We start from the raw sequence: 24,740 nt of genomic DNA, 5'->3' as shown, positions 1-24,740 counted from the left end.
GTCGTGGTGGGCGGGGTGCTCGGCCCGCCGCCGAACTCGACGTCGCTGCACAGGTAGTACGACTGGTCCAGGTGGCTGGCCTGCCAGATGGTGTAGACGATGTGCCGGCCGGTGCGGCCCGGGGCGTTGGCCGGGATCTGGATGGACACGCCCCCGCTCTCGCGGGTCCACCGGGACGCCGGGGTGTCGCCGATCTGGCCGACCAGCTCCAAATCGCTCCAGGCCAGCGGCTTGGACAGGGCGTCGAAGCCCTGCTTGGTCACGTACACCCGGATGTAGTCGGCGCCGTGGCTGGCCTGGTCGAACAGCCTGACCCGGAAGCTGTTCGACACCGGCGTGGTCTTCCACGCGCCGACGGCGTCCAGCGCGTTGTAGCGTCCGCTGTTGCTGCGCCCGGCGCTGCACAGTTGGCCGTCGGGGATGGCGCCCTGATGGTTGCCGGCGACGCCCTCGCGGAACAGGCCGTTCCAGTTCCACATCGCGGCCGGCTCGGCCTGCCAGGCCTGCCAGCACATCGGGTCTTCGGTGGCCATCCGGGGGTTCATGTGGTCGCTGCCCCAGCGTTGCAGGCAGCCGTAGTTGCGGGACGCCGGGTCTACCACCGAGCCGTGCGCGGACGCGGGCCCGGTCAGGGCGGTGGCGAGCAGCATGGCGACGACCGCGCCGGCGGCGAGCAGGACCGCCATCACCGGCAGGGGCCGTCTGCGGAGGAGCGTGGACAATGGAGCCTCCGGGGGGATTCGGATCGATCGACGACGCCCGGACGGTCGGGAGTTGCCCCTCCCGAGTTCCGTTGCGTGGCTCCCGCGACGGCTCTGCTCCGCAGGTTTCCACAGGAAAATGTCACCTGTCAATATGTGCGTCGCGGCGCATCGGCAGGTGCGGAATGCCGTCCTCGACGTACTCCGGGCCGGTGCCGGTGAAGCCGTACCGGGCGTAGAGGTGGGCCAGGTGGGCCTGCGCCTCCAGCAGGCACGGCCGGTCGCCGACCAGCCGCAGCGCCTCGGTCATCAGCCGGCCGGCGTGACCCGCGCCGCGTGCTGTCGCCGCGACCACGACGCGGCCGATCCGTGCCGCGCCGTCCGGTTCGGCCAGGATCCTCAGGTACGCCAGCACGGCGTCGTCGGCGGCCAGCCAGAGGTGCCGGGTGCCGTCCTCGACGTCCCGGCCGTCCAGTTCCGGGTACGGGCACGCCTGCTCCACCACGAACACGTCGACCCGTAGCCGGAGCAGGTCGTACAGGGTGCGGGCGTCCAGGTCGGCGAAGGCGGCGACGTGCAGGGTCGGCTGCGGCATCCCGCGATCGTAGGCGTCGACCGGTCCCCGGGCGTCGGTTCGGCTGTCTGGCGGGCCCGTTCGGCTGCGGCCGCCTGGGCCGAGGTGGCCCGGCCGGTGGCCCTCGGCGACCAGGGGACCGCGCGGTGTGCCGAGTGGACTGCAGGGGAGCGGTTCAGACGCTACGAAGGTGAGTGCTTGAACGGATCGGATCGGCGGCGCGAGCCCAACGCCTCACCACAAGCCCGCCGTCGCCACCACAAGCCCACGATCGCTGTCGTGTCGTGTCGTGTCGTGTCGGTCGGGTGGATTCCCGTCAGGTTTGCCCGGGCCACGCCTGCCGCCTGATCCATTGACGTACTCAGGTTCGTAGCGGGGAGCGAGCCTGCCCGCCACCGGTCGGCGGCGCTGAACCGTCGCCTGGTCCCGCTCGGTCGGCTCAGGCGGGGCGGGCGCCCACCGCGTCGCGGATCTCGACGCCCTGCTCCTCCTCGCTGCGGGCGCAGTGCGCGCAGCAGAAGAACCGGCCGCCGACCTCGACCCCGTGGCCCAGGATCTTGACCTGGCAGTGCTCGCAGATCGGCGCCAGCTTGTGCGCCGCGCACTCGAAGCAGTCGAAGGTGTGCACCTCCCCGCTGACCGTGCGCACCTCGAACGCCATCCAGTAGTCGTTGCCGCAGACCCCACAGGTAGCCACGTCGAACCCCCCGAATCAGGACATCTGCTCCCAGGGTGCGGCAAGGGTGGGGCGGCCGGGGGCGAAATGCCGTGAGCCGATGCGGCCGGTCGGCGTTTCGGCCTCCGCGTGTCGCGCGTTGGGCCTGGTGGAACGCCGCTACCCCGGGAGGGCTCGTGATCAAGCGAAACAGACTCTTCGGCAACCAGACCCGGGTCACCTTCTGCCTGCCCCGGGACGTGCCGCCCGGCGTGGTCAGCGTGGTGGGCTCGTTCAACGACTGGCAGCCCGGGCGGCACGAGCTGGTGGCCCGTCGCGACGGAACCCGTACGGTGACGGTGAAGCTCGGCCCGGGCCGCCACCGCTTCCGTTACTTGGCCACCGGGGGTGTCTGGCTCGACGACGAGTCCGCCGACCAGGTGGACGCCGACGGCAGCCTGCTGCTGCTCTGATCCGACTCGTGCCGGCGCCGGAACCGCGCCGGCCCGGCGTCTCAGCCCTGGGCCGGCGCCAGCCGGATCGACACCGAGTTGACGCAGTGCCGGGTGTCCTTCGGGGTGAAGCCCTCGCCCTCGAAGACGTGCCCGAGGTGGCTGTCGCAGCGGGCGCAGCGGATCTCGGTACGCCTCATGCCGAGGGTGTGGTCGGGAATCTCGCGTACCGCTCCCGGGATGGCGTCGTCGAAGCTCGGCCACCCGCAGTGCGAGTCGAACTTGTCGGCACTGCGGAACAACGCCGCCCCGCAGGCCCGGCAGTGGTAGACGCCGGGGGTCTTGGTGTCCACGTACTCGCCCGTCCACGGGGGCTCGGTGCCGGCCTCGCGCAGCACCCGGAACTCCTCCGGGCTCAACCGGACCCGCCACTCGTCCTCGGTGCGAGGCAACTCGTTGTCGTCAGGACTCACCCGTCAACGGTACGCCGCATGTCGCACGTGTCGCATATGGTCGCGGAATGGGCAGCACGAAGGCGTCGGTGACGGAGATCGAGGTGGCCGGGCACACCGTCCGGCTGACCAGCCCCGACCGGGTCATCTTCCCGCAGCGGGGCTTCACCAAGGCCGACGTCTTCGGCTACTACCGGGCGGTGGGTGACGGCATCCTGCGCGCCCTGCGCGACCGCCCCACCACGCTCCAGCGCTTTCCCGACGGCGTGGAGGGAGAGATGTTCTTCCAGAAGCGGGTGCCCACCCGAGGGGTGCCGCCCTGGGTGCGGACGGCGAAGATCAGCTTCCCCAGCGGGCGCAGCGCCGACGAGCTCTGCCCGGTGGACCTCGCCCACGTCGCCTGGGCCGCGCAGATGGGCACCATCGTGTTCCATCCGTGGCCGGTGCGCGCCGCCGACGTCGACCGCCCCGACGAACTGCGCATCGACCTCGACCCGCAGCCGGGCACCGACTTCGCCGACGCGGTGGCCGCCGCCGGCGAGCTGCGGGCACTGCTGGCCGAACTGGGCGCGGTCGGCTGGCCGAAGACCTCCGGCGGGCGGGGCGTACACGTGTACCTGCGCATCGCGCCCCGCTGGACGTTCACCGAGGTGCGCCGGGCCACCATCGCGTTGGCCCGCGAGCTGGCCCGCCGCCGCCCCGAACTGATCACCACCGCCTGGTGGAAGGAGGAACGCGGGCAGCGGGTCTTCGTGGACTACAACCAGATGGCCCGGGACCGCACCATCGCCTGCGCGTACTCGCTGCGGGCCAACGCCCGGGCCACCGTCTCCACCCCGGTCACCTGGGACGAACTGCCCGACGTCGATCCGGACGACTTCGACCTGCGTACCGTGCCGGCGCGGCTGGCCGAGCGGGGCGACCCGCACGCCGGCATCGACGACACGCCGTACGACATCACCCCACTGTTGGAGTGGGCCGACCAGGACGCCGCCGACGGCCAGGGTGACCTGCCGTACCCGCCGGACCACCCGAAGATGCCCGGCGAACCGAAGCGGGTCCAGCCGTCCAAGGATCGCGACCGCCCACGCTGACCGGTCAGCGCCGCCCGCCCGGACGGGTCTCCTCAAGGCTGTCGGCGGCTGCCTCACGCCTGCCAGTGTCGTGGCGCGCGGTCCAGGCCACGAATCTCTCGAACAGCTCCGCCGGGGACGGCTCCGGCTGCGGGTTGAGGCGGGTCAGGTCGGCGGTGGCGTCGAACAGGATGCCGGCCAGGTAGACCGAGAGGGCGACCCGGTCGCGCCGGTACTCCATCAACAGCAGTAGCCGGGCCGGTTGGCACGGCCAGTCCGCCGCGCACACCCGGCACAACCACAGGGGCCGCATGGGTACGTGCGGCAGCACCGCTCGGCGCTGCCGGTCGTGAACAGGCGAGACATTCGGCATCGGCATACCGCAATCATGCCGCCGCCTGTTGTCAGTGTCAACAGACTGCGTAGTTGTCGTATTATGGAGATGGTATCGCTGTCATCGTCAACCCGTGGAGCTGGTTGGGGTGGCCGAGATCCGGGTGATGCTCGGCAACGTGTCCCGGCAGCGCGCCTCCGTGGTCGCCAACCAACGGAACTTTCCCGAGCCGATTGCGGTGCTGGCGATGGGCAAGGTGTGGTTGAGGTCGGACGTGGAGGCGTGGATCCGGGAGCACCGGCCGGAGTTAACGGCGGGAAGCTAGGGCGTCAGCGCCCCTCCATCAGCGCCTCCACCGCCTGCTTGGCAGTCCTCAGGTCGGCGCCGGTCGCCTCCCGGTACGCCTTGATCGCCTGGATCTTCTCGCCGCGCGTCAGGTGTTCGCGGACCCCCGGCGGCGTAGGCCGGTCGTCGACGACGCCGATGCGGTCCATCACCAACTGGAGCTTGCGCTCGATCTCCACCAGCCGAAGGGTGTCGCTGCGGCGGCTGGACCGGGCCGCTACCTGGGTGATCAGTCCGATGCTGAGAAGAGCCAGCGCGATGGTGAGGACGAGTTCCATGCGGTTGATGGAAGCAGACCCGGGCCAGGGGCGGTCGGCAGGCGGCTGATAACGATCACGTAAAGGCCGCGAACCTTTTCCCGCGCGTACCCCCTTTGATTCGTCGTCGGCCCCGACCGGGGCGCACGGGGGAGGCATCGGATGAAGCTGGTGTGGCGGCGGGCCCGCGCGGCGCGGGGGTTGCTGCTGGCCGCGGCGAGCGCCGCCCTGGTCGCTGTCGCGCTGGTCACCGGGCTCTCCGACTACAGCCGGCAGGCGATCGAAGCCGGCCAGCGGGCCATGCTGGCCGCCGCGCCGGCCGCCGAGCGGAGCCTGCTGATCAGCGGTTCCGGAGGGCGGGACGCGGCTGAGTCCGCGGCCCGGGACGCGACGGTGCGCCGGTGGTTCGCCGACGGTCTGGGCGGGGCGGCGGTCACCGTGTCCGCCGCCCGCCACGGCACCGGCCGGGAACTCACCGGCGACCTCGGCACCGCCCGGACCGACGACGAGCCGGTCTTCGCCGACCTGGCCACCCTCGACGGCCTGCCCGCCCACGCCGACCTCGTCGCCGGCGGCTGGCCGACCGCCGGCGCGAGCCCCGTGCAGGTCGCCGTGCCGGAGCGGGTGGCCGGCGCGCTGCGGCTCACCGCCGGCACCCGGGTACCGATGACCGACCGCCGTTCCGGTCAGGTCGCCGAGGTGGTGGTCGCCGGGGTGTTCCGGCCCCGTGACCCGGGCGACGCCTACTGGCAGCTCGCCCCGGGAGCGGTCGGCGCCGAGGAGGGCGACCGCAGCTCATACGGGCCGTTCGTCCTCGACCCGGCCGACTTCGTCCACACCTTCCCCGGCTCCACCTCGATCTCCTGGCTGGCCGAGCCAAACCTCACCGAGGTCGCACCGAGCCGGCTGCCGGTCGTCAAGCAGGCGGTGGCCGCCGCCCTGGTGCGGGTGCCCGAGGAGGCGGGCCTCGGCTCATCCGCGCAGAGCGTGACCGGGCTGGACCGGCTGATCGACCGGCTCGGCCGGGCCGACCTGGTGGGCCGCTCGGCGTTGCTCACTCCGCTGCTGCTGATCGTGGTCCTCGGCGGTTACGCGCTGCTGCTGGTGGCCGCCCTGCTCAACGAGGACCGCCGCGGGCAGACCGCCCTGCTGCGCGCGCGGGGTGCCGCCCGCGGGCAGCTCGCCGGTCTGGCCGTACGGGAGGCGATGCTGGTGGTGCTGCCGGCCGCGCTGCTCGCGCCGCCTCTGGCCGACCTGGCGTTGCGGCAGGTCGGCGGCGCCGAAGGGCTGACCGGCACCCGTACCGGCGCGGTGTGGACGGTCGCGCTCGCCGCCACCGTCGGCTGCCTGCTCGCCATGGTGCTGCCGGCCCTGCGCCGGGCGGGCAGCTACGTCGCGGACCTGGCCGCCCGGTCCCGCCCCACCCGGGCCGCCACCGTGCAGCGGGCCGGCGTCGACCTGGCGCTGGTGCTGCTCGCCCTGCTCGCCTGGACCCAACTTCGGCAGCACGCGTCGCCGCTGGCCGGGGCGGGCAGCCAGCTGGGCATCGACCCGCTGCTCGCCGTCGCCCCCACCCTCGGCGTGCTGGCCGGTGCGGTACTCGCGTTGCGGCTGCTGCCACCAGCCACCCGGTTCGCCGAGCGGCTCGTCGACCGCCGACCGTGGACGGCGACCATGTTCGGCATGTGGCAGGCCGGCCGGCGCCCGCACGCCGGCCCGGTGCTGCTGCTCGCGCTCGCCGTGGGCGCCAGCACGCTGGCCTGGTCGCTGGTGAGCACCTGGGAACGGTCGCACACCGACCAGGCCGACCATCGGGTCGGCGCGGACCTGCGGGTGGCCGAACGCCGCGGCGACGCGCCGGCCGACCGCGCCGCCCGGCTGGCCGACGTCCCCGGGGTGGCGCGGGTGCTGCCGGCGTGGCGGGATGAGGTGCGGCTGGGGCGTACCACCCTGTCCACCTCCGTGCTCGCGCTGGACGCGGCGGCCGCCGCCGACGTGGCCCGGATCGTCGACCGGCTGGCCGACGAACCACCGCGGGAACTGCTCGCCCGGATGGTCCGGGACCGGCCCACCCCGGGCGGGGTCGCCCTCCCGGCCGACGCCCGGCGGCTCACCGGCACCGTGCGCACCCCGGTCCGCCACCCGGTCGCCGCGCAGTCCATCGAGGTCACGGCGCTGCTGACCGGCGCCGACGGGCTGGCCCTGCGGCTGCCGCTGGCCACCACCGATTCGGCGGACCCCCGGGCGGTCCGGTTCGCGGTGGCGCTGCCCGCCGGGACGCCGCTGCGGCTGGCCGGCTTCCAGCTCGACGCGGGCGACGCGGCGGCCAGTGGCTACCGGCTCCAGGTCGACCAGCTGCGCGTCGAGGACGCCGGTGGCGCAGCGCGTCCGGTGGCGCTGACCGGTGACTGGGCCCTGCTGGGCGCCGCGCCGGACGAACCGGCCGCCACCCGGGGTGTCACGGCCGGCGGCGTCGACGTGGAGGTACCGGTGACGATGGTCGAGGGTGGGCCGTTCGCCAGCCAGCCCACCGTCCGCTTCGCGGTCGTCCCGGCCGGCCGGATCGACGCGGTGCCGGCACTGGTCACGCCGGCGGTGCTGGCCGCCCTCGACGTCCGCGTCGGGGACGTGGTGCCGCTGGCCCTCTCCGGCGCGTCCCTGCCCGTGCGGGTGGTCGGCCAACTGCGCGGGGTGCCGGGCGCCCACGACGCCCCGGGCGCGATGTTGGTCGACCTGCCGGCCGCCGTGGAATGGCTGGTACGGCACCGGGCCGCCGTCCGTCCGGTGCCGGAGTGGTGGCTGCGTACCGACCCGGACCGGCACGCCGACGCCGCGACCGCGGTGGGCCACCTGCCCGACGTGACCGTGCTGGACCGGCGGGCCACCGCCGAGGCGGCAGCCCGGGACCCGTACTGGCGGGGTGCCCGCACCGGGCTGCTCGCCGCCGCCCTCGGGTCGGTCCTGCTCGCCCTGGTCGGCCTCGCGGTGGACGTCTGGGCCACCGGCCGACGCCGCATCGGCGAACTGGCGGTGCTGCACACCCTGGGGGCCGGGCCGCCGTTGCTGACCCGCGCGCTGCTCGCCGAACAGACCTTCCTGGCCGGGATCGGCGTCGCGGTCGGCCTGCTGGTCGGAGCCGCGGTCGGCGCCACCATGGCCCCGCTGGTGATCCTCACGCCGGCCGCCGGGCGGCCCGTGCCGGAGGCCGCCTTCACCGTGCCGTGGACGCCGATCGGGCTTACCGCGGCGGGCTTGCTGGCCGCCGCCCTCGTGTGCAGCGCGATGCTCACCACCGGTTTGCGGCAGCGGCTCGCGGCGGTGCAGGTCCGGATCGGGGGAGAGCGATGAGCGTGCTGGCGGTGGCGCGGCGGGTCCGCGCCCACGGTGGCCACTTCCTGCTCCTGGCGGTGCTCGTGCTGGTGACCGCGGTGCTGGTGACGGGAGTACCCCGAATGGCGGAACGGCTCGCCGGGCAGGGACTGCGGACGCAGCTGGCCGACCTGCCCGGCGTACGGCGGGACCTGCACTACACGAGCACGGCCGACGGCCGGTCGTACGGGTCGGCGGGCTCCACCGAGCTGCACCAGCGTGAGCTGGACACCCTGGCGGCGGCGATGCCCGACGCGGTGCGGGAGGTGCTCGCCGAACGGTGGTACACCGCCGACACCGCCTTCAGCCGGCTCACCGGCCCCGAACTCACCGGCGACAAAGGGCTGTTCGACCTGCGCCTACGAACCGCCACCGGACTGACCGAGGCGGCCACCCTGGTCGAGGGCCGGTGGCCCGGGCAGGCGGCCGAGCGGGCGGCGGCCGTGGAGGTCGTGCTGGCCGAGCCGGTGGCCCGCGCCCTCGGCGTACGCGCCGGCAGCCGGCTGCGGGCGGCCCTGCGCACACCAGGCGGCGACGAGGTGGCCGCCACCGGCGTGGCGGTGGTCGGCGTGTTCCGCCCGACCGACCCGGCGGGCGGGTTGTGGGACGCGCTGCCCTCGGCGCTGCGGCTCACCCCACCGGTGGGCGAGGGCGAGCCGTTCCAACTGATCGGACTGACCGACCCGGCGAGCCTCGACGACCGGGCGGCGGCCGGCTGGCCGGTCGTCGCCGCCTACCGGTACCGGCTGGACCCGGGGCGGCTCGCCCCCGGGCGGCTCGACGCGCTGGTGGCCGGTCTCGCCGAGGTGGAGCGGCGGAAACCGGCCGGGCTGGAGTTCACCCAGGGCGTCGACATTCCGTTACGGCAGTACGCCGCCGCGCTCGCCGCCGCCCGTACCCTGCTCGCCGTCATCACGGCCGGGGTGCTCGCCACGCTCGCCGGGCTGGCTGTGCTGGCCGCCCGGCTGGCGGTGCGTCGCCGCCGTGACGAGTACCAGCTGCTGCGCGCCCGTGGCGGCTCGGTGACCACCCTGCTGCGGCGCGGGCTGGCCGAGTCGGTCCTGGTGGTGCCGGCCGCCGCCGGGGTGGGCTGGCTGCTCGGCGGCCTCTTCCCCACCGACCCGATCGCAGGTGGCACGCCCGCGGCGGCCGTCCGGCCGGCCGTGGTCGCCACGGTGCTGGCCACGGTGGCGTTACCGGCGATGGTGCTGGCCGACCGGCGCGGCAACGGTCGGCGGGACCTGTTCCGGTCGGCTGGCGGCTCCGGTCGGCTGACCGTCGACGTCACCCTGGTCGGACTGGCCGGGCTCGGCGCGTTCCTGTTGCGCCGGCGTGGGCTGGCCCTCGGCGGCCCGGTCGATCCGCTGCTGGTGTCGGTGCCGGTGCTGCTGGCGGTGGCCGCCGCGATGCTGGCGCTGCGCGCGTACCCGTGGCCGTTGCGGCTGGTCAACCGCTGGTCCGGGCGGGCGCGCGGTGCGGTGGCTTTCCTCGGCACGGCCCGGGCCGCGCGGGCCGGGGCGGTCGCGCCGCTGGTGGTGGTCGTGCTGGCGGTCGCCACCGCGGCGTTCTGCGGGGCGGTGGCCGGCGGCATCGAGCACGGCCGGGACCGGGCCGTGACCCGCGCGGTGCCGGCCGACGCGGTGGTCGCCGGGGAGCGGTTCGCCCCGGACACGGCGGCGGCGCTGGCGGCCCTGCCCGGGGTGCGGGCGGTCAGTTCGGTGCTGGCCGAACCCGGTCAGCGGCCGTACGCCGACGTCCAGGGTCGTCCCGGCGGGGCCGGTGAGGCGTACGTGCTGCTGGTGGAGCCGGCGGGGTTCGCGGAGGTGGCGCGGCGCTCCGGGCTCGACGTGGCCGTGCCGGGGGCGCTGCGCGGCGACCGGGCAGCCTCCCTGCCGGCGCTGGCGTCGCCGGAGGTCGCCGCCGCCCTCACCGAGACGGCGCTGGCCGACCCGGCGGGCCGCCGGCCCGGCTGGGTGGACGTGCAGGGCAACCGGTTGCCGTTCCGGGTCGCCGGTACGGTGCGGCACTTCCCGCTGGTGCCGGCCGGCACCGACCGGTTCCTGGTGCTGCCCTGGCCGGCGCTGCCGGCCGACGGCCCGCATCCGCTGGTACCGACCGGCTTCCTGCTGGCCGCTGGCGGACCGGTCGACCCGGCAGCGGTGACCCGGGTCGCCGAGGAGGGGCAGGACCGGTACCAGCGCAGCGGTGTGGTGAGCGCGGGGCGGCGTCCGGTGCCGCCGACGGTGACCACCTGGACGGCGGAGCGGAACCGGCTTGGTGGCAGCGGCGTGAACGGTCTGCTCGTCTTCGGGTTCGCCACCGGCGGGGTCGGCGGTGCGGTGCTGGGCCTGCTGGCGCTGGCCTTCGCCGTGCTGGCCGGGGCGCGGGGGCGGGCCCAGGTGCTGTCCCGGCTGCGCACCATGGGGTTGTCCCGCCGGCAGTGGCGGGGCCTGCTGCTGGTGGAGCTGCTTCCGCTGGTGCTGGTGTCGGTGCTGACCGGGGCGGCGGTCGGCGTCCTGTTGCCGGTGCTGCTCAATCCGGTGCTGGGGTTGTCCGCGTTCACCGGCGGCGTGCCGGTCACCGTCCACGTCGCACCCGGGCTGCTGGCCGGGGTGCTCGGGCTGGCGGTGCTGGCCCTCGCCTTCGCCCTCGCGGTCGAGGCCGTGAACAACCGCCGGATGCGCCTCGGTGAGGTGCTTCGGCTCGGAGAGGAGAGCTGAGATGACCGCGACCGCCGAGAGCGCCGGCGTGCCGGACCTGGCCGAGCTGCAACGGCGGGCCGCGCGGCGCGCCGCCGAGCGGGCCGGTGGGCGGGACCGCCTGCGCGGCCACATCGTCTGCGACGGCCTGGTCCGCATCTTCAAGACCGAGGGCGTCGAGGTGGTCGCCCTCCAGGGGTTGGACCTGGTCATCGACCGGGGGGAGTTGGTGGCGATCGTCGGGGCGTCCGGGTCGGGGAAGTCGACCTTGCTGAACATCCTCTCCGGGCTGGACACCCCGACCGCCGGGATCGCCCGGGTGGCCGACTATGACCTGCTCACCCTGTCGCACCGGCGACGGTTGAGCTACCGGCGGAAGGTCGCCGGCTTCGTCTGGCAGCAGACCGGCCGGAACCTGCTGCCGTACCTGACCGCGCGGGAGAACGTCGAGCTGCCGATGCAGTTGGCCGGCCGTGCCGGTGGGCGTCGGGCCCGGCGGGAACAGGCCGGGGAGCTGCTGGAGATGGTCGGGGTGGGGCACTGCGCGGACCGCCGGCCCAGCCAGCTCAGCGGAGGTGAGCAGCAGCGGTGCGCGATCGCCGTGGCGGTGGCGAACGATCCGGAGGTGCTCTTCGCCGACGAGCCGACCGGCGAGCTGGACGAGGCCACCGGGGCGGAGGTGTTCGCGGCGCTGCGCGCCATCAACGCCGAGTTGGGCGTGACCATCGTGGTGGTCACCCACGACCAGGCCGTGGCCACGCAGGTCCGCCGGACCGTCGCGATCCGCGACGGCCGGACCAGCTCCGAGGTACGCCGGACCGCGCGGATCGGTGCCGACGGCAACGCCGAGCTGGTCAGCGAGGAGTACGCGGTACTCGACCGGGCCGGGCGCATGCAACTGCCGGCGGCCTTCGTGGACGCCCTGTCGCTGCGCGACCGGGTGCGCCTCACCCTCGAACCGGACCACGTGCGGGTGCGCCCGGGTGATGCCGGCACGGAACGGAGTGACTCATGAGCGAGCGGAGCGCGGCCGGCCCGGCCGCCGACGAGGTGGTCTGCGTGCAGGGGGTGAGCCGGACCTTCGGCCGGGGCGCGCAGGCGGTGCACGCGGTGCGGGACGTGTCGTTCCGGGCCGCCCGGGGTGAGCTGGTGGCGGTGCGGGGCCGCTCCGGCGCCGGTAAGACCACGCTGCTGAACCTCGTCGGCGGGCTGGACCGGCCGGACAGCGGCCGGGTGCGGGTGGCGGGGCAGGACGTGACCGCCGCCAGCGAGGCCGAGCTGCTGCGACTGCGGCGGGGCACGGTGGGCTTCGTGTTCCAGACGTTCGGGCTGGTGCCGATCCTGTCGGCGGCGGAGAACGTCGGGGTGCCGTTGCGCCTGGCCCGGGTGCCGGCGGTGCAGCGGGAGGAGCGGGTCGCGGTGTTGCTGGAGCTGGTCGGGTTGGGCGGGCACGCGGCGCAGCGGCCGTACGAGCTCTCCGGCGGGCAGCAGCAGCGCGTGGCGGTGGCCCGGGCGCTGGCGAACGAGCCGGACCTGCTGATCGCCGACGAGCCGACCGGCCAGCTCGACTCGGAGACCGGGCGGTCCATCATGGACCTGTTGCGCGCGGTGGTGCACGCCCGGGGCATGACCGCACTGGTCGCCACGCACGATCCGGCCTTGATCGAGCTGGCGGACCGTACCCTCGCCCTCCGTGACGGCCACCTCGTTCCGGAGTGACTTCGGAGGGTTGATCATGAGGTTGGCTGGCCGGTTGTCCGGAATGTCGCCCGCCAGCTTCGTGATCGACGCTAGCGGGGAGGGGGAGACTGGCGGGGGAGAGCGAGCTTGAAGCCGTCGTGGGTGGGGGCGAAGCCCAGGGTGCGGTAGAAGCGGTGGGCGTCGGCGCGGGACTTGTCGCTGGTGAGCTGCACCAGGGCGCAGCCCCGCCGGCGGGCCTGGTCGATCGCCCACTGCATGAACAACCGGCCCAGCCCCTGCCCGCGCAGATCGGAGCGGACCCGTACCGACTCGACCAGGGCCCGCTCGGCGCCGTGCCGGCCCAGCCCGGGAATGTAGGTGATCTGGAGGCAGCCGACGACCTCGCCGGCCCGTTCCGCGACTATCTGCTGGTTGCGCGGATCCGCCGTGATGTCCGCGAACGCCCGCTCGTACGCCTCGTCGACCTCAGGAATGTCGCGGGTACTGCCGAGCACGTCGTCGGCGAGCAGGGCGATGATGGTGGGCAAGTCCGATCGGACCGCCTCCCGGAAGATCACGTCAGCCATGGTCGCAGCCTGCCACAGCGGGCAGGGAAGGCCGAAGCGGACCGGACGCCGACGCTCACCGGCGGTCCCGCCAACTACGCAGCGCCCACCACCAGCGCAGGATCTCCACCACCGGCCAGCCGCCGGCGCCCTCCCCGACCGCAGACGCCGGGAAACCGGTGAGCTCCCGCAACCGGCGCAGCCGGTACCGGACGGTGTTCGGGTGCACGTGCAGCGCGGCGCCGGCCCGGTCCAGCCGTTGCCCGTGGTCCAGCCAGGTCAGCGCGGTCGAGACCAGCTCCCGGTGGAACCCGTCCACCGGGTCCAATGCCGCCAGCAGGGTGTCGCCGAGCAGCTCCGCCAGCGCCGGCTGGGCGGCCAGGGCGGTCTCCCCGGCCAGCTCCGTCACGTCGTACAGCCCACGCCGGCCCTGGCCGGCCGCCACCCGCAGGGCGGCCAGGCAGAGGCCGTACATCCGCGGCGCGCGATCCAGCGGGCCGGCGGGCGCGGCGACCAGCAGGGCCGTCGGATCGAGCCGGTCCGCTGGCGGCAGCCGGGGGGTCAGGCCGGCCAGCCGGTCCTCGACCATGCCGACGACGGCGCCGTGCCGGGCGAGCCGGCCGGCCAGCCCGTCGGCCCGGACCGGGTCGACGCTGCCGGCCACCAGGCAGTGGTACGACCCGTCGGCGCGCAGCCCGAACCGGGTCAGTTCCTCGGCCGCCGGCGTCACCGGTCCACCGAGCAGCAGCCGGCGCACCAGCCGGGTCCGTGGTTCGTGCCCGGCCCGGGCCAGGTCCCGTTCGGCGTCGCGGTGGCCGTCGATCACGGCGCGTTCCAACGCCGTGGCGTACCGGCCGATGGTGATCAGCCCGTCCAGCAGCACCTCGTCGGGGATGCCCGCGCTGCGGCCGTGTCGGATCACCAGTTCCACCGCCCGGTCCCGGCCGGCCTGCACGCCGCGCAGCAGCCCGCTGACGGACATTCCCTGGGTGGCCCGGTCGGCGCCCAGCCGGCGCGCCTCGGCGAAGTCCCGCTCGCCGGGCTCGATCCGGTCCTGCAGGGCGGTGAGGCCGCAGCGCAGCAGGGTGGTGACCTGGCGGCGGACCTCCGCCGGCGGAAGCCGGGACACCTCGGGGGAGTGCGCCCGGGCGGCGCCTGCCACCTCCTCGATGGCCGCCGGATCGGTGACCAGATTGCGCAGCAGGGCGTCGAAGGAGGCGGCCGGTCCGGTGTCGACCGTCGTCATCGCTGCCTCCGGTTGTCGTCGGGCCACAATCGACGTCCGTTTATTTGGCCTCCAACGCCTATCCGGGACGTCGGGCCGGTTGGTCTCCTTCTTGTTACCGAAAGGTAACACCGATCAGCGTCGATGTCGTACCCGGTCTTCCAGGAGGGGTCCATGGCACCCGTACCGCCCGTCCCCGTACCGCCGTCCCCGCGTCGCCGGCGTGCGGTCCTCGGCGCGCTCACCGCGCTCGCCGTCGCCGCCGTCCCCACCGCTGCGGTGGGTGCGCCCACCGCCGCCGCATCGGCCCCCGTGCTCGCCGCGCCGACCGCCGCCTTGCAGGAGGTGATGTTCGTCGGCAACAACTGGGAGGGCACCGCCGACGTCATCCGCCCCCGGGGCGACTACGCCCGACTGGGGCGGATCAACGTCGTCCCCGACCGGGCCGAACGGCTTCGGGAGATCTACCTCAATCCGATCAAGCTGGCCTTCTTCCTCGGCATCCGGCAGGGCCCCGGAGAGGGCAACGACCAGTTGGTCGACGACATGTACACCACCCCCGACGGTCGTGCCCTGGTGGTGTCCCGACCCAGCTTCGCCGACGTGGTCTCGATCGACCTGACCACCGGGAAGATCAACTGGCGGTTCCCGGTCTCCGGTTTCCGTTCCGACCACATGGCGGTGTCCCCCGACGGCACCCGGGTGGCCGTCTCCGCCTCCACCGGCAACAGGGTGCACGTGCTGGACATCGTCACCGGTCGGCAGGTCGGCTCCTTCGCCACCGGCGACAAGCCGCACGAGAACATCTTCACCGACGGCGGACGCTACCTGTGGAACATGTCCATCGGCGAGGTGAACACCGCGCTGGACGAGCCCTGGCTCGACTGGACCAAGGGCGACCGCCGCATCACCATCGCCGACACCCGCACCTTCGAGGTGGTGAAGGTGATCGACATGCGGCAGCGCCTCGACGCGGCGGGGCGCAGCGACCTCTCCGACGCCGTGCGCCCCGCCGTCTTCGCCCCGGACGAGCGCACCCTCTACTTCCAGGTCTCCTTCTTCCACGGCGTCATCGAGTACGACGTGGCCGGCGACCGGATCACCCGGGTCCGCGAGCTGCCGAAGAACCCGGCCACCAGCGAGGACCGGACGACCTGGGTGAACGACTCCCGGCACCACGGCATGTCGATCAGCCCCGACGGGGCCAAGCTCTGCGTGGCCGGCACCATGGACGACTACGCCACCGTCGTGGACCGGGCCACCCTCCGCCAGGGGCCGCTGGTGACCGCGAGCAAGCCGTACTGGGCCACCGTCAGCTCCGATGGCCGGGACTGCGTGATCTCCGAGGCCGGCGCCGACCGGGTCACCGCGATCAACTTCGCCACCGGCCAGAAGGTGGCCAGCGTGCCCGTCGGCGACCATCCGCAGCGGGTCCGCCTGGCTCGCATCCCGGCCGACTGGACGGCCCCGCCGGCCAGCTGAGCGCCCGAGCGGCCGTACCCGGGCCGGTGGGTCGCACCGGCCCCCGGTGGCCGCTCGCGGCCCGGGTGGGCGGTCACCGGGCCGGGCAGCGCAGCCCCTCCCGGGGCACCGTCAGCGAGACGAGGTACGCGTCCACCGCGCTGGTGACGCAGGCCGTCTGCGGGTAGGCGGTGTGCCCCTCACCCTCCCAGGTCAGGACCCGGCCCACCCCGAGCATCGCGGCCAGCCGCGCGGTCTGCTCGTACGGGGTGGCCGGATCCCCGGTGGTGCCGACCACCACGATCGGCGGCGCCCCGTCGGCCCGGCCCGCCGGGTACGGGGCCGGCTGGCCTGGCCACTCGGCGCAGCCCAGCATCCCCACCGCGAGAGCCGGACCGAACAGCGGGTACTGCTGGCGCCACCGCGACTGCAACGCCCGGATCCGGTCGATGCCCGGGCGTTCCGTCTCGTCCGCGCAGTTGATGGTCAGGTTGGCGTCGAAGAGGTTGGAATAGCGACCGTCCTCGCCCCGACCCGTGTACGCGTCGGCGAGCGCGAACACCTCGCTCGGATCGCCGGCCTCCAGTTCGTCGACGGCCCTGGCCAGCTTCTCCCAGCCCGACTCGGTGTAGAGCGAGGAGATGACCGCGTAGAAGACCCAGCCCGAGGTCGCCTCCCGGCCGTCGGCGCCCCGCACCGGGGAGACCTTCGCCTTGTCGACCGCCGTGGTCACGGCGGCCCGGGCGTCCGGGGCCAGCGGGCAGCGGCCGGCGTTGGCCGCGCACCACCGGGCGAAATTGCCGAAGGCCCGCTCGAAGCCTCTGGCCTGGCTCTCCGAGCCCTCGATCAGCCGCTGTTGCGGGTCCACCGCGCCATCGAGCACCATCGCCCGGACGTTGCGGGGGTAGAGCTGGGCGTACGTGGCGCCGAGCAGGGTGCCGTAGGAATAGCCGAGGTAGGTCAGCTTCTCGTCGCCGACCGCGGCCCGGACGGCGTCCATGTCCCGCGCGGCCTGGGCGGTGCCGTAGAGCGGGAGCTGGTCGCCGTACCTCTCGCCGCAGCCGCGCCCGATCCGTTGCTGCAGGGAGCGGTAGCTGTCGAAGGACTGCTGGCTGGCCGGATCCGGATCGAAGCCGAAGTTGGCGTCGAGGTCGGCGTCGGGAATGCACTCGACCGGGCTGGACCGGGACACCCCGCGCGGGTCGAAGCCCACGATGTCGAACCGCTCGGTGATCGAGGCGGGCAGCCCGCCGAAGGACGGCCCGAAGGAGAGGTAGACCGCGGTGTCCACCCCGGAGCCGCCCGGTCCGCCCGGGTTGACCACCAGCGAACCGATCCGCTCCCGCTGCCGGGTCGAGCGGGCCCGCAGCAACGCGATCTCGAAGGTCTCCCCGCTGCCCGGCCCGGCGGTCGCGCCGGCACCGGCGCCCCAGTTCCGGGGGACGCTGATCCGAGCACACTCGTACCGCATGTCGCGCGCCCCCCGACCGACCAGATCCTGCGCCACCTCCGGGCAGGCCCGCCAGGTCGGCGCGGCACCAGGCGCCGCCGCCTCGTCCGAAGCGCGCGGGACGAACGCCGGCAGCGTGCAGCCGGCGGCGAGCAGCGCGCCCGAGACGAGCCCGGCCAGGGTGAGCCGGACCCGACGGATCCGGTGGGAAGTGCGGGTCACCAGCGAGCCTCCGTGATCGTTTGTCCGGGCCAGGCTACGCCGGCCCGGCCGCCGCCGGGTCACCCCGCAGCACCTGGTCGACGTCGAAGCGCACCGGCCGGTCGAGCTGGTCGTACCGGCAGGAACGCGGATCGCGGTCGGGCCGCCAGCGGACGAACCGGGCGGTGTGCCGGAACCGGTCACCCTCCATCGCGTCGTACGCCACCTCGACCACCAGCTCCGGGCGCAGCGGCTCCCACTCCAGGTTCTTCGTGCCGGTCCACCGGCTCACCCCGCCGGGGATCCGCTGGCCACGCTCGTGGTCGCCGTGCACCCACGGGTGGTCGTCGCCCACGTCCCGGTAGGGGGCCAGCTCCGTCAGCAGCTCCTGCCGGCGGGCCATGGTGAACGAGGCGCTCACTCCGACGTGGTGCAGCACCCCGGCGTCGTCGTAGAGGCCCAGCAGCAGCGAGCCGACCACCGGCCCCGACTTGTGCCAGCGGAAACCGGCCACCACCACGTCGGCGGTGCGGGCGTGCTTGACCTTGCTCATCAGCCGCTTGCCCGGCTCGTACGGCAGGTCGGCCGGCTTGATGATCAACCCGTCCAGCCCGGCGCCCTCGAACACCTCGAACCACCGGCGGGCCGTCTCCGCGTCGGTGGTGACCTGGGTGACGTGCACCGGCGGGCGGACCTGCGCGAGGGCCTGCTCCAACCGGGCCCGGCGTACCGGATAGGGCTGTCCGGTGAGCAGCTCGTCGTCGATCGCCAGCAGGTCGAAGGCGACGAAGTCGGCCGGGGTCGTCTCGGCGAGCAGCCGCACCCGGGAGGCGGCCGGGTGGACACGCTGGGCGAGCAGTTCGAAGTCGAGCCGGGGCTGGCCGCCGGGGCCGTCGCGGCGGATCACGATCAGCTCGCCGTCGACCGCGCACCGGTCGGGCAGCTGCCGCCGAGCCTGCTCGATGACCTCCGGGAAGTAGCGGGTCATCGACTTGCCGCCCCGGCTGGCCAGCTCGACCTCGTCGCCGTCGCGGAACACGATGCACCGGAAGCCGTCCCACTTCGGCTCGTACGTCAGGCCGGGCTCGGTGGGCAGCCGGGCCACGCTCTTGGCCAGCATCGGCTCGACCGGCGGATTGATCGGCAGGTCCACGGCGACCAGTCAACCAGACGGCACCGACAGTGGTGAGGCGGATCACCCCCGGCACCTGCCCGGCGTGTCCCCGTACGGGTCCGCCCGTCACCGCCGCGTGGGTCGCGTTTGCGCAGCTCAGAGCTACCGTCGCCGGGTGGTGTGGAGGTGCGGCTGCTGCGGGCGGTTCGAGGTGACCGTCGAGCTGGTCCGTGGCCGGTACCGCTACCGCCTGGTGCACCGCTACCCGGCCCGCTTCGGCGGCGGCAAGAACGTCCTCGGCGAGGTGGGCAGCGTGGCCGAGCTGACGGACCTGCTGCGCCGGTACACCGCGATCGACCTGGCCGACCTGCGCGAGGCCGGCTGACCGCGCCGCCTGCCGATCAGCCCTGATCGTTGGCGGCTCAGCGGTAGCAGCTCCGGCGTGTCGGGTCGCCCAGCCGCCATCGTTCGAGGGCCTAGGCTGGACAGGTGTCCGAGCTGACCTACTCGCAGGTGGGCGCGACCCGGGCGGCCACGCTCCCGACGGGATGGCACCACCTGCGGCACCGGTACCGGCTGCCCGACGGCTGCTTCGCCACCGCCGCCGAGGCGGTGCTGACCTGGCGGCTGCACCGGGCCGCCGGGGTGCGGATGCGCACCGACGCGCCCCGCGCCGCCCCGGGCGTCCGGGTCACTCCCGGCCTCGGGCTGGGGCCGCTGCGGATCTGGGGGCCGTGCGAGGTGGTCTGGGTCGAGTCCGGCGAGCGCCGGGCCGGCTTCGGCTACGGCACCCTGCCCGGCCACCCCGAGCAGGGCGAGGAGGCATTCCTGGTGACCCGGGACGACACCGGCGCGGTCTGGTTCGAGGTGACCGCGTTCAGCCGCCCGGCAGTCTGGTTCATCCGGGCCGCCGGGCCCCTCGGCCGGGCCGTCCAGCACGGGTACGCCCACTGGCTCGCCCGCACCCTGCGCCTCCTCTGCGCCCGCCGCTGACCAGCCCGTCCGCCGGAGCCGGTCAGAAGCGGGCGAAGGAGCGGATCGGCATCCTCGGCCCGAACCTCGGCGCGTGGATCCCGGACGCGGCCAGCAGCAGGCAGACCCGGCCCCGGTGACCCCGGAACGGCTCCAGCAGGGCCAGCATCCGGGCGTCGTCGCCGCGCGCCTCGCCGGCCAGCGCCCAGGCGACCGTGTGCGGCACGTGGTAGTCGCCGACGCTGACCGCGTCCGGGTCGCCGTAGGTCACCCGGACCACCTCGGCGGCGGTCCACGGGCCGATGCCCGGGACAGCGGTCAACCGGCGGGTCGCCTCGGCGCTGTCCGCGCAGCGTTCCAACCGGTCGGCGAGGGCGGCGGCGCGGCGCAACGTGTCGGCGCGGCGCTGCTCCACACCGAACGGATGGAAGACCCAGTACGGCGCGGCGGCCACCGCCTCCGGCGTGGGTGGCAGCAGCAGCGGCACCGGCCCCGGTGCCGGCTCGCCGAAGTGCCGCACCGTCGCCGCGTACGCCCGGTACGCCTCCTTGCCGGTCACCTTCTGCTCCAGAACCGCTCGCAGCACCCGGGGGAAGAGCTGCCCGGTGGCCGGCATCCGCAGCCCCCGGTGCCGGGCGGCCAACCGGGCCACCACCGGATGCGCGGCGGCCAGCTCGGCGAAGCCGGCGACGTCGTCCCGGAGCCCGGCGATCGCGTCGGCCCGGTCGACGATCCAGGCGGCCCCCGGACCGTACGCCTCGGCGATCAGCCCGTCGCCGTCCGCGCGCAGCGTCAGGGTGGCCGGGCCGGCGGGGGTGCGGCTGGCGTACCAGAAGACGCCCGAGACGATCCGCGCGCAGGGGTCGTACGGGCTGAAGGTGAGTGCCCGGACGGTGGCTGCCAGCCGATGCTCCGCCGGTGCACGCAGCACCCGGCGGGCGGTGGGTTCGGTCGAGGTCATCCGCACACCCTGCCACGGCGGGCGTGCGGGACGGATGACACCCGGACAGGACGACACCGCCGACGCCCTGCGCGTCGGCGGTGTCTCCATCCCGAGGGGCGGACCGGCCGCGTGGCGGCCGTGGGTGCGGGGTTGGGGGACCTCGACGGCGCGCCTGCTGGCGTCGGCACGCACGCCACCCGTGTCCGCTCCCCGGGGAACCGTGGGGGAGGGCTGCGGCGGAGAGAAACCGTGGCGCCGGCCCCGATGGGCCGGCGCCACGACCGGGCCGTCCGGCGCTGCCGGTACGCCGACGTTCCGGATCTGTGACGGTGGCCGGCCACGCCCTCCCCGGCTGCGGCCGGCCACCGCGTCTTGATAGGCGGTCGGTCAGTAGCTGCCGGCCGGCGGCTCGACCGCCTTCGGGGTGCCGGTCGGCATGCACTCGAGGTTCTTCTTGCCGTTCGGCTGGATCACGAACCAGCTGCCACCGACGCCCTGGCCCTTCCACTGGCCGGGCTTCTTGTCACCGATGTACTTGTAGACCGGCCAGCCGCCGATGGTGATCTGGCGGGTGCCGTCCTGACGGGTGACGGTCCCGACCTTGTCGTCGGAGACGCCCTCCAGCTGCGGGTTGCCGTCGGTCAGCGCGGGCGGCCACACCGCGGCGCACTTGTCGACGCAGTTCGACGACGGCGGGTTGTCGGAGTCCTTGTCGAACCGGTAGAGGATGTAGCCGTCCTGGTCGGTGACGACCTTGCCCATTCGGGCCACGCTCTTGCCGACGAGCGTGTCGGTCAGCTGTACGTCCGCGGGGAGCGGAGGCTGTTCACCGGGTGCGCCGGGCGAGGCGGACACCCCCGGGACGCTGGACGCCTCGGGCACGGCGGAGGCTGCCGGCTCGACCGCTGCGGTGGGCTCGGCCGCGGCGACGGCGACCGGCTCGGCGGCGCCGGTGTTCGCCCCTTCGTAGCCCGCCGGAGCGCAGGCCGTAAGTGCGACCATCGCGCTCGCGACGATGACGGATCGCTTCATCTGTGCCACGTGCCCTCCTCATTCTTGGCAGTTCACCGAGTAGTACGGAGGGGTCGGTGTCAAGGTTGAACGAATGGCAGTGAGCCATTTCACAAAAAGTCGTTGAACCGATCTGGGCGTCCGTGCGTGTACCGCCACAACCAGCGCTCCGAGCCGCGAAACGCCGAAACGGCGTCGACCGGGGCGGTCGACGCCGTTTCCTACGGGCGGACGTCAGGGAACGACGGTCACCAGCGGACTCGCCACCCCGTTCGCGTCCACCGACTGCACCTGCAACTTCGCGATGTCGTTCTTCGCCGCCGCGGTGGATGCCTCCAACTGCAGGTCCTGCGGATTGGTGTTCGTGCCGTACCCGGTGCCCGGCACCGCCCAGGTGGAGATCACCTCGCTGGTGTCGTTCTTGCGGATCACCACCAGCCGGCAGGTACGCGGACCGGGCAGCTTGGTCAGGTTGAACCCGATCCAGGTGCCGTACTCCTTGTTGGCCAGCCACATCGTGGCCCGTACGCCGGTGCCGCTGTCGACCGCGTCGTACTGCTCGCCCGGAATGTCGTTGGGCCCACCCACCCCGGGACCGGGGGCGGAACGGGTCGGCTGCGGGCTCTGCGGCCCGGGCACCGAGGGCGTGGACTGCGACGGGCCGGCGACCACCTCTTTGCCCCTGTCGCCGTCGAGAACGCTCACGCCGATGCCGCTGAGCGCCCCGACCGCCACCACCGCGGCGGCCATCGACAGCACCTGACGCATCCGCGCGCGCCGCCGGTGGGTCCGCACCGCGACCAGGGTACGGTCCAGCAGCGCCGGATCCGTCGCGGTGTGCTCCATCGCCATCATCGTCTCGCCGTCGATGTCGGAGAGCAGGCCCACCACGGGCACCATGGTCTCCAGTTCGGCGGCGCAGGCCCAGCAGGTCGCGAGGTGCTCCTCGAACCGTTCGGTGTCCTGCGGGTCCAGTACGCCGAGCGCGTACGCGGCGACGTCCATGTGGTCAGCCCGGCTCATTCCGTCACCCCCCTCTCCTGCAGGGCCGTGCGCAGTGCGCGCAGCGCGTAGTAGACCCGCGACTTGGCGGTGCCGAGCGGCAGACCCAGCTCCTCCGCGGCCTCCGGCACCGTCCGGCCCCGGAAGTACGTCGCCACCAGGATCTCCCGGTGCGACTGGCTCAGCGTACGCAGGGCGTCCGCCACCGTCATCGTGCGTAGCACCCGGTCGGTGCTGTCCGCCTCGGCGAACGCGGTCAGGTCGCGGTCGTACGTCTCGGCCGGCCGGGCCTGCTCACTGCGGTGCTCGTCGATCGCGATCCGCCGGGCCACCGTCACCAGCCAGGGGCGCAGCGAGCCCTGGCCCTGGGCGCCCAGCCGGTGCGCGTTGCGCCAGGCCCGCAGCAGCGTCTCCTGCACGATGTCCTCGGCGCGTTGCCGGTCACCGCCGGTCAACCGCATCACGAACATCAGCAGCGGCCCGGCGTGTTCGGCGTACAACAACCGGATGAGCTGGTCGGAGTGACTGGCCTCAGGGGACACCGCCTGGTGCCTCCCGGGGGCCGGTCGTGGCGTTACCGGACCGTGCTGGCGGCCGGTGGGGCCGGCGTCGACCCCTCGGGTCGACCGTGAGGCACGGGACTGGGGCTGGGCCTGGGCGAACATCCACCCCGGCCTGGCCATCTGGCCGTGCAGACCGACCGCGACCGCACTCATGCAGACCTCCTGCTGTCCTGTGACATCAGCGGGCCCACGGGGAGGGCCGACCCAAGATACGGGCCACAGCAGCCGGCGGATCAACGAGGTACCGAAAAAATTCCCGGCGGCGGTGGCGTGGAGTCGGTGGCGGTGGCGTCGTGGACGACCGCGGCCCCGCCGGTGAACCGCTCCAGTTCCGGGCCGGCCAGCACCCGGCCGGGGAACCAGTCCCCGGCGGCCCGCCGCGTCAACTCCGGCACCGGCGGCGGCATCCGGCCGGCCACCAGCACCAGGTTGCCGTAACGCCGCCCGCGCAACACCGCCGCGTCACCCACCAGGCAGGCCTGCGGCAGCACCGTGCGCACCGTGGCGACCTGGGCGCGGGCGTGCCGCAGCGGCGGACCGTCGGCGAGGTTCGCCAGGTACCAGCCCGACGGGGCCAGCACCCGGGCCACCTCGGCGGCGTACTCGACGCTGGTCAGGTGGGCGGGGGTGCGGGCACCGGCGAACACGTCGGCGACCACCACGTCGTACGCGCCGTCCCGGCTGGCGGTGAGGGTGGCGCGGGCGTCGGCGACCCGTACCCGCAGCCGGGGATCGGCGGGCCAGGGCAGCACCTGGCGGACCAGTTCGACCAGCGCGCCGTCCACCTCGGACACCCGCTGAACCGAACCGGGGCGGGTGGCCTGCACGTACCGGGGCAGGGTCAACGCGCCACCACCCAGGTGCAGCACCCGCAGCGGGGTGCCGGGTGAGGCGAGCAGGTCCAGCGCCGCGCCGAACCGGCGGACGTACTCGAACTCCAGGTGGGTCGGGTCGGTCAGGTCCACGTGCGACTGCGGCGCGCCGTCCAGCAGCAACGTCCACGAGCCGGGACGGTCCCGGTCCGGCACCAGCTCGGCCCGGCCGGTGTCGACCGGCGCGACGACCCGGTCGTCGCCGCGACGGCGGCCCATCAGCGGTGCGGCCCGCGGACGCGGGTCGCCATGCTCAGCGCCCGGTGCAGCAGCCGGGCGTCGCCCAGCAGCGCGCGCAGCCGCCGCTCCAACCCCGCGATCGGCACCAGGTTCTGCGGCGCCCGCGGGTCCTTGTACGGCGACGAGGCGAACCGGGGCAGGGTGACCAGCGACAGGTCGGCCAGCCCGACCGCCTCCTCCGGCGGCAGCTCGGCCGAGCACTCCAACCGGACGATGCCGGCCCACGGCGCCCCTGGCGACACCGGGAGGCGGAGGTACCAGGACCAGCCACCCCAAGCCGTGCCCAGCCGGAACACCGGCGACCGCTCACCCGGACGCAGTCCGGTCACCACCGAGGTCAGCCGGGCGTCGAGGTACTGACTGTGCTGGGTCTTGATGTACCCGAGGGTGCGCGGCAGTTGCCGGCGGGCCCGCAGCGGACCGTCCACCACCAGCAAATCACCGTCGACGCGGGCGGCGTCGGAGACCTCCACCTCCAGCGCGGTCAGCGGCGCCTGCACGGCGGCGGGCAGCTTGCTCAGCTCACCCG

Annotated in this window: 25 protein-coding genes and 1 pseudogene; 10 read left to right on the top strand and 16 right to left on the bottom strand. The window is 74.2% G+C overall.

Annotated features, from left to right (window positions below; all coding sequences use genetic code 11):
- From E1182_RS15390 to E1182_RS15380, 3 genes are all read right to left on the bottom strand, one after another.
- On the bottom strand, positions 1–686 hold a 686-nt coding region (locus E1182_RS15390; protein ID WP_243706223.1), incomplete at its 3' end, for a lytic polysaccharide monooxygenase.
- A 157-nt stretch (positions 687–843) separates the two neighbouring features.
- Complete coding sequence (locus E1182_RS15385) at positions 844–1,296, bottom strand: GNAT family N-acetyltransferase (RefSeq protein ID WP_132265462.1); 453 nt, start codon at positions 1,294–1,296, stop codon at positions 844–846.
- Between the two features lie 418 nt (positions 1,297–1,714).
- Positions 1,715–1,972: a Prokaryotic metallothionein gene (locus E1182_RS15380; protein ID WP_132265460.1), complete on the bottom strand. Its 258-nt coding sequence runs from the start codon at positions 1,970–1,972 to the stop codon at positions 1,715–1,717.
- Positions 1,973–2,127: 155 nt separating this feature from the next.
- On the opposite strand from E1182_RS15380, the gene E1182_RS15375 reads away from it, so the two are divergent.
- Positions 2,128–2,403 (top strand): glycoside hydrolase, encoded by a 276-nt coding sequence (locus tag E1182_RS15375; protein WP_132265458.1) that lies wholly within the window; start codon positions 2,128–2,130, stop codon positions 2,401–2,403.
- A 41-nt stretch (positions 2,404–2,444) separates the two neighbouring features.
- On the opposite strand, the gene msrB is transcribed toward E1182_RS15375, so the two are convergent.
- Positions 2,445–2,855: a peptide-methionine (R)-S-oxide reductase MsrB gene (gene msrB, locus E1182_RS15370; RefSeq protein ID WP_132265456.1), complete on the bottom strand. Its 411-nt coding sequence runs from the start codon at positions 2,853–2,855 to the stop codon at positions 2,445–2,447.
- Between the two features lie 47 nt (positions 2,856–2,902).
- Between msrB and ligD the strand changes: the two genes are divergently transcribed.
- Positions 2,903–3,928: a non-homologous end-joining DNA ligase gene (ligD, locus tag E1182_RS15365; RefSeq protein ID WP_132265453.1), complete on the top strand. Its 1,026-nt coding sequence runs from the start codon at positions 2,903–2,905 to the stop codon at positions 3,926–3,928.
- Between the two features lie 4 nt (positions 3,929–3,932).
- Here the strand turns inward: ligD and E1182_RS15360 are convergent, their stop codons facing one another.
- Positions 3,933–4,286 carry a hypothetical protein gene (locus E1182_RS15360; RefSeq protein ID WP_243706222.1) on the bottom strand — a complete coding sequence of 118 codons (354 nt, stop codon included), beginning with the start codon at positions 4,284–4,286 and terminating at the stop codon, positions 3,933–3,935.
- 88 nt (positions 4,287–4,374) lie between these two features.
- Between E1182_RS15360 and E1182_RS15355 the strand changes: the two genes are divergently transcribed.
- Complete coding sequence (locus tag E1182_RS15355) at positions 4,375–4,566, top strand: hypothetical protein (protein WP_132265451.1); 192 nt, start codon at positions 4,375–4,377, stop codon at positions 4,564–4,566.
- Positions 4,567–4,570: 4 nt separating this feature from the next.
- Here E1182_RS15355 and E1182_RS15350 read toward each other — a convergent pair whose 3' ends face one another.
- Positions 4,571–4,864 carry a hypothetical protein gene (locus tag E1182_RS15350; protein WP_132265449.1) on the bottom strand — a complete coding sequence of 98 codons (294 nt, stop codon included), beginning with the start codon at positions 4,862–4,864 and terminating at the stop codon, positions 4,571–4,573.
- A 141-nt stretch (positions 4,865–5,005) separates the two neighbouring features.
- Here E1182_RS15350 and E1182_RS15345 point away from each other — a divergent pair, with 141 nt between their 5' ends.
- From E1182_RS15345 to E1182_RS15330, 4 genes are read left to right on the top strand one after another with little or no spacing between them, the layout of a single operon-like run.
- Positions 5,006–8,191, top strand: coding sequence for an FtsX-like permease family protein (locus E1182_RS15345; protein ID WP_132265447.1), 3,186 nt, complete (start codon positions 5,006–5,008; stop codon positions 8,189–8,191).
- Positions 8,188–10,932 (top strand): FtsX-like permease family protein, encoded by a 2,745-nt coding sequence (locus E1182_RS15340; RefSeq protein ID WP_132265445.1) that lies wholly within the window; start codon positions 8,188–8,190, stop codon positions 10,930–10,932. The genes E1182_RS15345 and E1182_RS15340 overlap by 4 nt, the downstream gene beginning before the upstream one ends.
- Position 10,933: 1 nt before the next feature.
- Positions 10,934–11,926, top strand: coding sequence for an ABC transporter ATP-binding protein (locus tag E1182_RS15335; RefSeq protein ID WP_132265443.1), 993 nt, complete (start codon positions 10,934–10,936; stop codon positions 11,924–11,926).
- Complete coding sequence (locus E1182_RS15330; protein ID WP_132265441.1) at positions 11,923–12,630, top strand: ABC transporter ATP-binding protein; 708 nt, start codon at positions 11,923–11,925, stop codon at positions 12,628–12,630. The genes E1182_RS15335 and E1182_RS15330 overlap by 4 nt, the downstream gene beginning before the upstream one ends.
- Positions 12,631–12,701: 71 nt before the next feature.
- Here the strand turns inward: E1182_RS15330 and E1182_RS15325 are convergent, their stop codons facing one another.
- Entirely contained in the window at positions 12,702–13,178 is a 477-nt protein-coding gene (locus E1182_RS15325) for a GNAT family N-acetyltransferase (RefSeq protein ID WP_132265439.1), read from the bottom strand.
- 55 nt (positions 13,179–13,233) lie between these two features.
- A complete protein-coding gene (locus tag E1182_RS15320; protein WP_132265437.1) occupies positions 13,234–14,403 on the bottom strand; it encodes a helix-turn-helix domain-containing protein in 1,170 nt (389 codons plus the stop codon).
- A gap of 153 nt (positions 14,404–14,556) precedes the next feature.
- Between E1182_RS15320 and E1182_RS15315 the strand changes: the two genes are divergently transcribed.
- A complete protein-coding gene (locus E1182_RS15315) occupies positions 14,557–15,864 on the top strand; it encodes a YncE family protein (RefSeq protein ID WP_132265435.1) in 1,308 nt (435 codons plus the stop codon).
- A gap of 73 nt (positions 15,865–15,937) precedes the next feature.
- Here E1182_RS15315 and E1182_RS15310 read toward each other — a convergent pair whose 3' ends face one another.
- On the bottom strand, positions 15,938–17,494 hold the full coding sequence (locus E1182_RS15310; RefSeq protein ID WP_243706226.1) for an alpha/beta hydrolase: 1,557 nt from the start codon (positions 17,492–17,494) through the stop codon (positions 15,938–15,940).
- Positions 17,495–17,549: 55 nt separating this feature from the next.
- Positions 17,550–18,647, bottom strand: coding sequence for an ATP-dependent DNA ligase (locus E1182_RS15305; RefSeq protein ID WP_132265431.1), 1,098 nt, complete (start codon positions 18,645–18,647; stop codon positions 17,550–17,552).
- 136 nt (positions 18,648–18,783) lie between these two features.
- Here E1182_RS15305 and E1182_RS15300 point away from each other — a divergent pair, with 136 nt between their 5' ends.
- Both E1182_RS15300 and E1182_RS15295 read left to right on the top strand, forming a co-directional pair.
- A complete protein-coding gene (locus E1182_RS15300; RefSeq protein WP_132265429.1) occupies positions 18,784–18,993 on the top strand; it encodes a hypothetical protein in 210 nt (69 codons plus the stop codon).
- A gap of 104 nt (positions 18,994–19,097) precedes the next feature.
- On the top strand, positions 19,098–19,601 hold the full coding sequence (locus E1182_RS15295; RefSeq protein WP_132265427.1) for a DUF1990 family protein: 504 nt from the start codon (positions 19,098–19,100) through the stop codon (positions 19,599–19,601).
- Positions 19,602–19,623: 22 nt separating this feature from the next.
- Here E1182_RS15295 and E1182_RS15290 read toward each other — a convergent pair whose 3' ends face one another.
- From E1182_RS15290 to E1182_RS15265, 6 genes and pseudogenes are all read right to left on the bottom strand, one after another.
- Complete coding sequence (locus tag E1182_RS15290) at positions 19,624–20,541, bottom strand: DNA-3-methyladenine glycosylase (RefSeq protein WP_132265425.1); 918 nt, start codon at positions 20,539–20,541, stop codon at positions 19,624–19,626.
- A 369-nt stretch (positions 20,542–20,910) separates the two neighbouring features.
- Complete coding sequence (locus E1182_RS15285; protein WP_243706225.1) at positions 20,911–21,555, bottom strand: hypothetical protein; 645 nt, start codon at positions 21,553–21,555, stop codon at positions 20,911–20,913.
- A 213-nt stretch (positions 21,556–21,768) separates the two neighbouring features.
- On the bottom strand, positions 21,769–22,557 hold the full coding sequence (locus tag E1182_RS15280) for an anti-sigma factor (RefSeq protein ID WP_132265421.1): 789 nt from the start codon (positions 22,555–22,557) through the stop codon (positions 21,769–21,771).
- Positions 22,554–23,252, bottom strand: a complete 699-nt coding sequence (locus tag E1182_RS15275; RefSeq protein ID WP_132265419.1) for a sigma-70 family RNA polymerase sigma factor — start codon at positions 23,250–23,252, stop codon at positions 22,554–22,556. Before E1182_RS15275 ends, E1182_RS15280 begins: the two co-directional genes overlap by 4 nt.
- 80 nt (positions 23,253–23,332) lie before the next feature.
- On the bottom strand, positions 23,333–24,190 hold the full coding sequence (locus E1182_RS15270; protein WP_132265416.1) for a spermidine synthase: 858 nt from the start codon (positions 24,188–24,190) through the stop codon (positions 23,333–23,335).
- Positions 24,190–24,740 (bottom strand): annotated as a pseudogene (locus E1182_RS15265) (hypothetical protein); the annotation flags it as partial. The pseudogene E1182_RS15265 and the gene E1182_RS15270, both read right to left, overlap by 1 nt.

The organism is Micromonospora sp. KC721 (assembly GCF_004348355.1).
Taxonomy (GTDB): domain Bacteria; phylum Actinomycetota; class Actinomycetes; order Mycobacteriales; family Micromonosporaceae; genus Micromonospora.
This window is presented reverse-complemented; position numbering and strand designations above follow the sequence as displayed.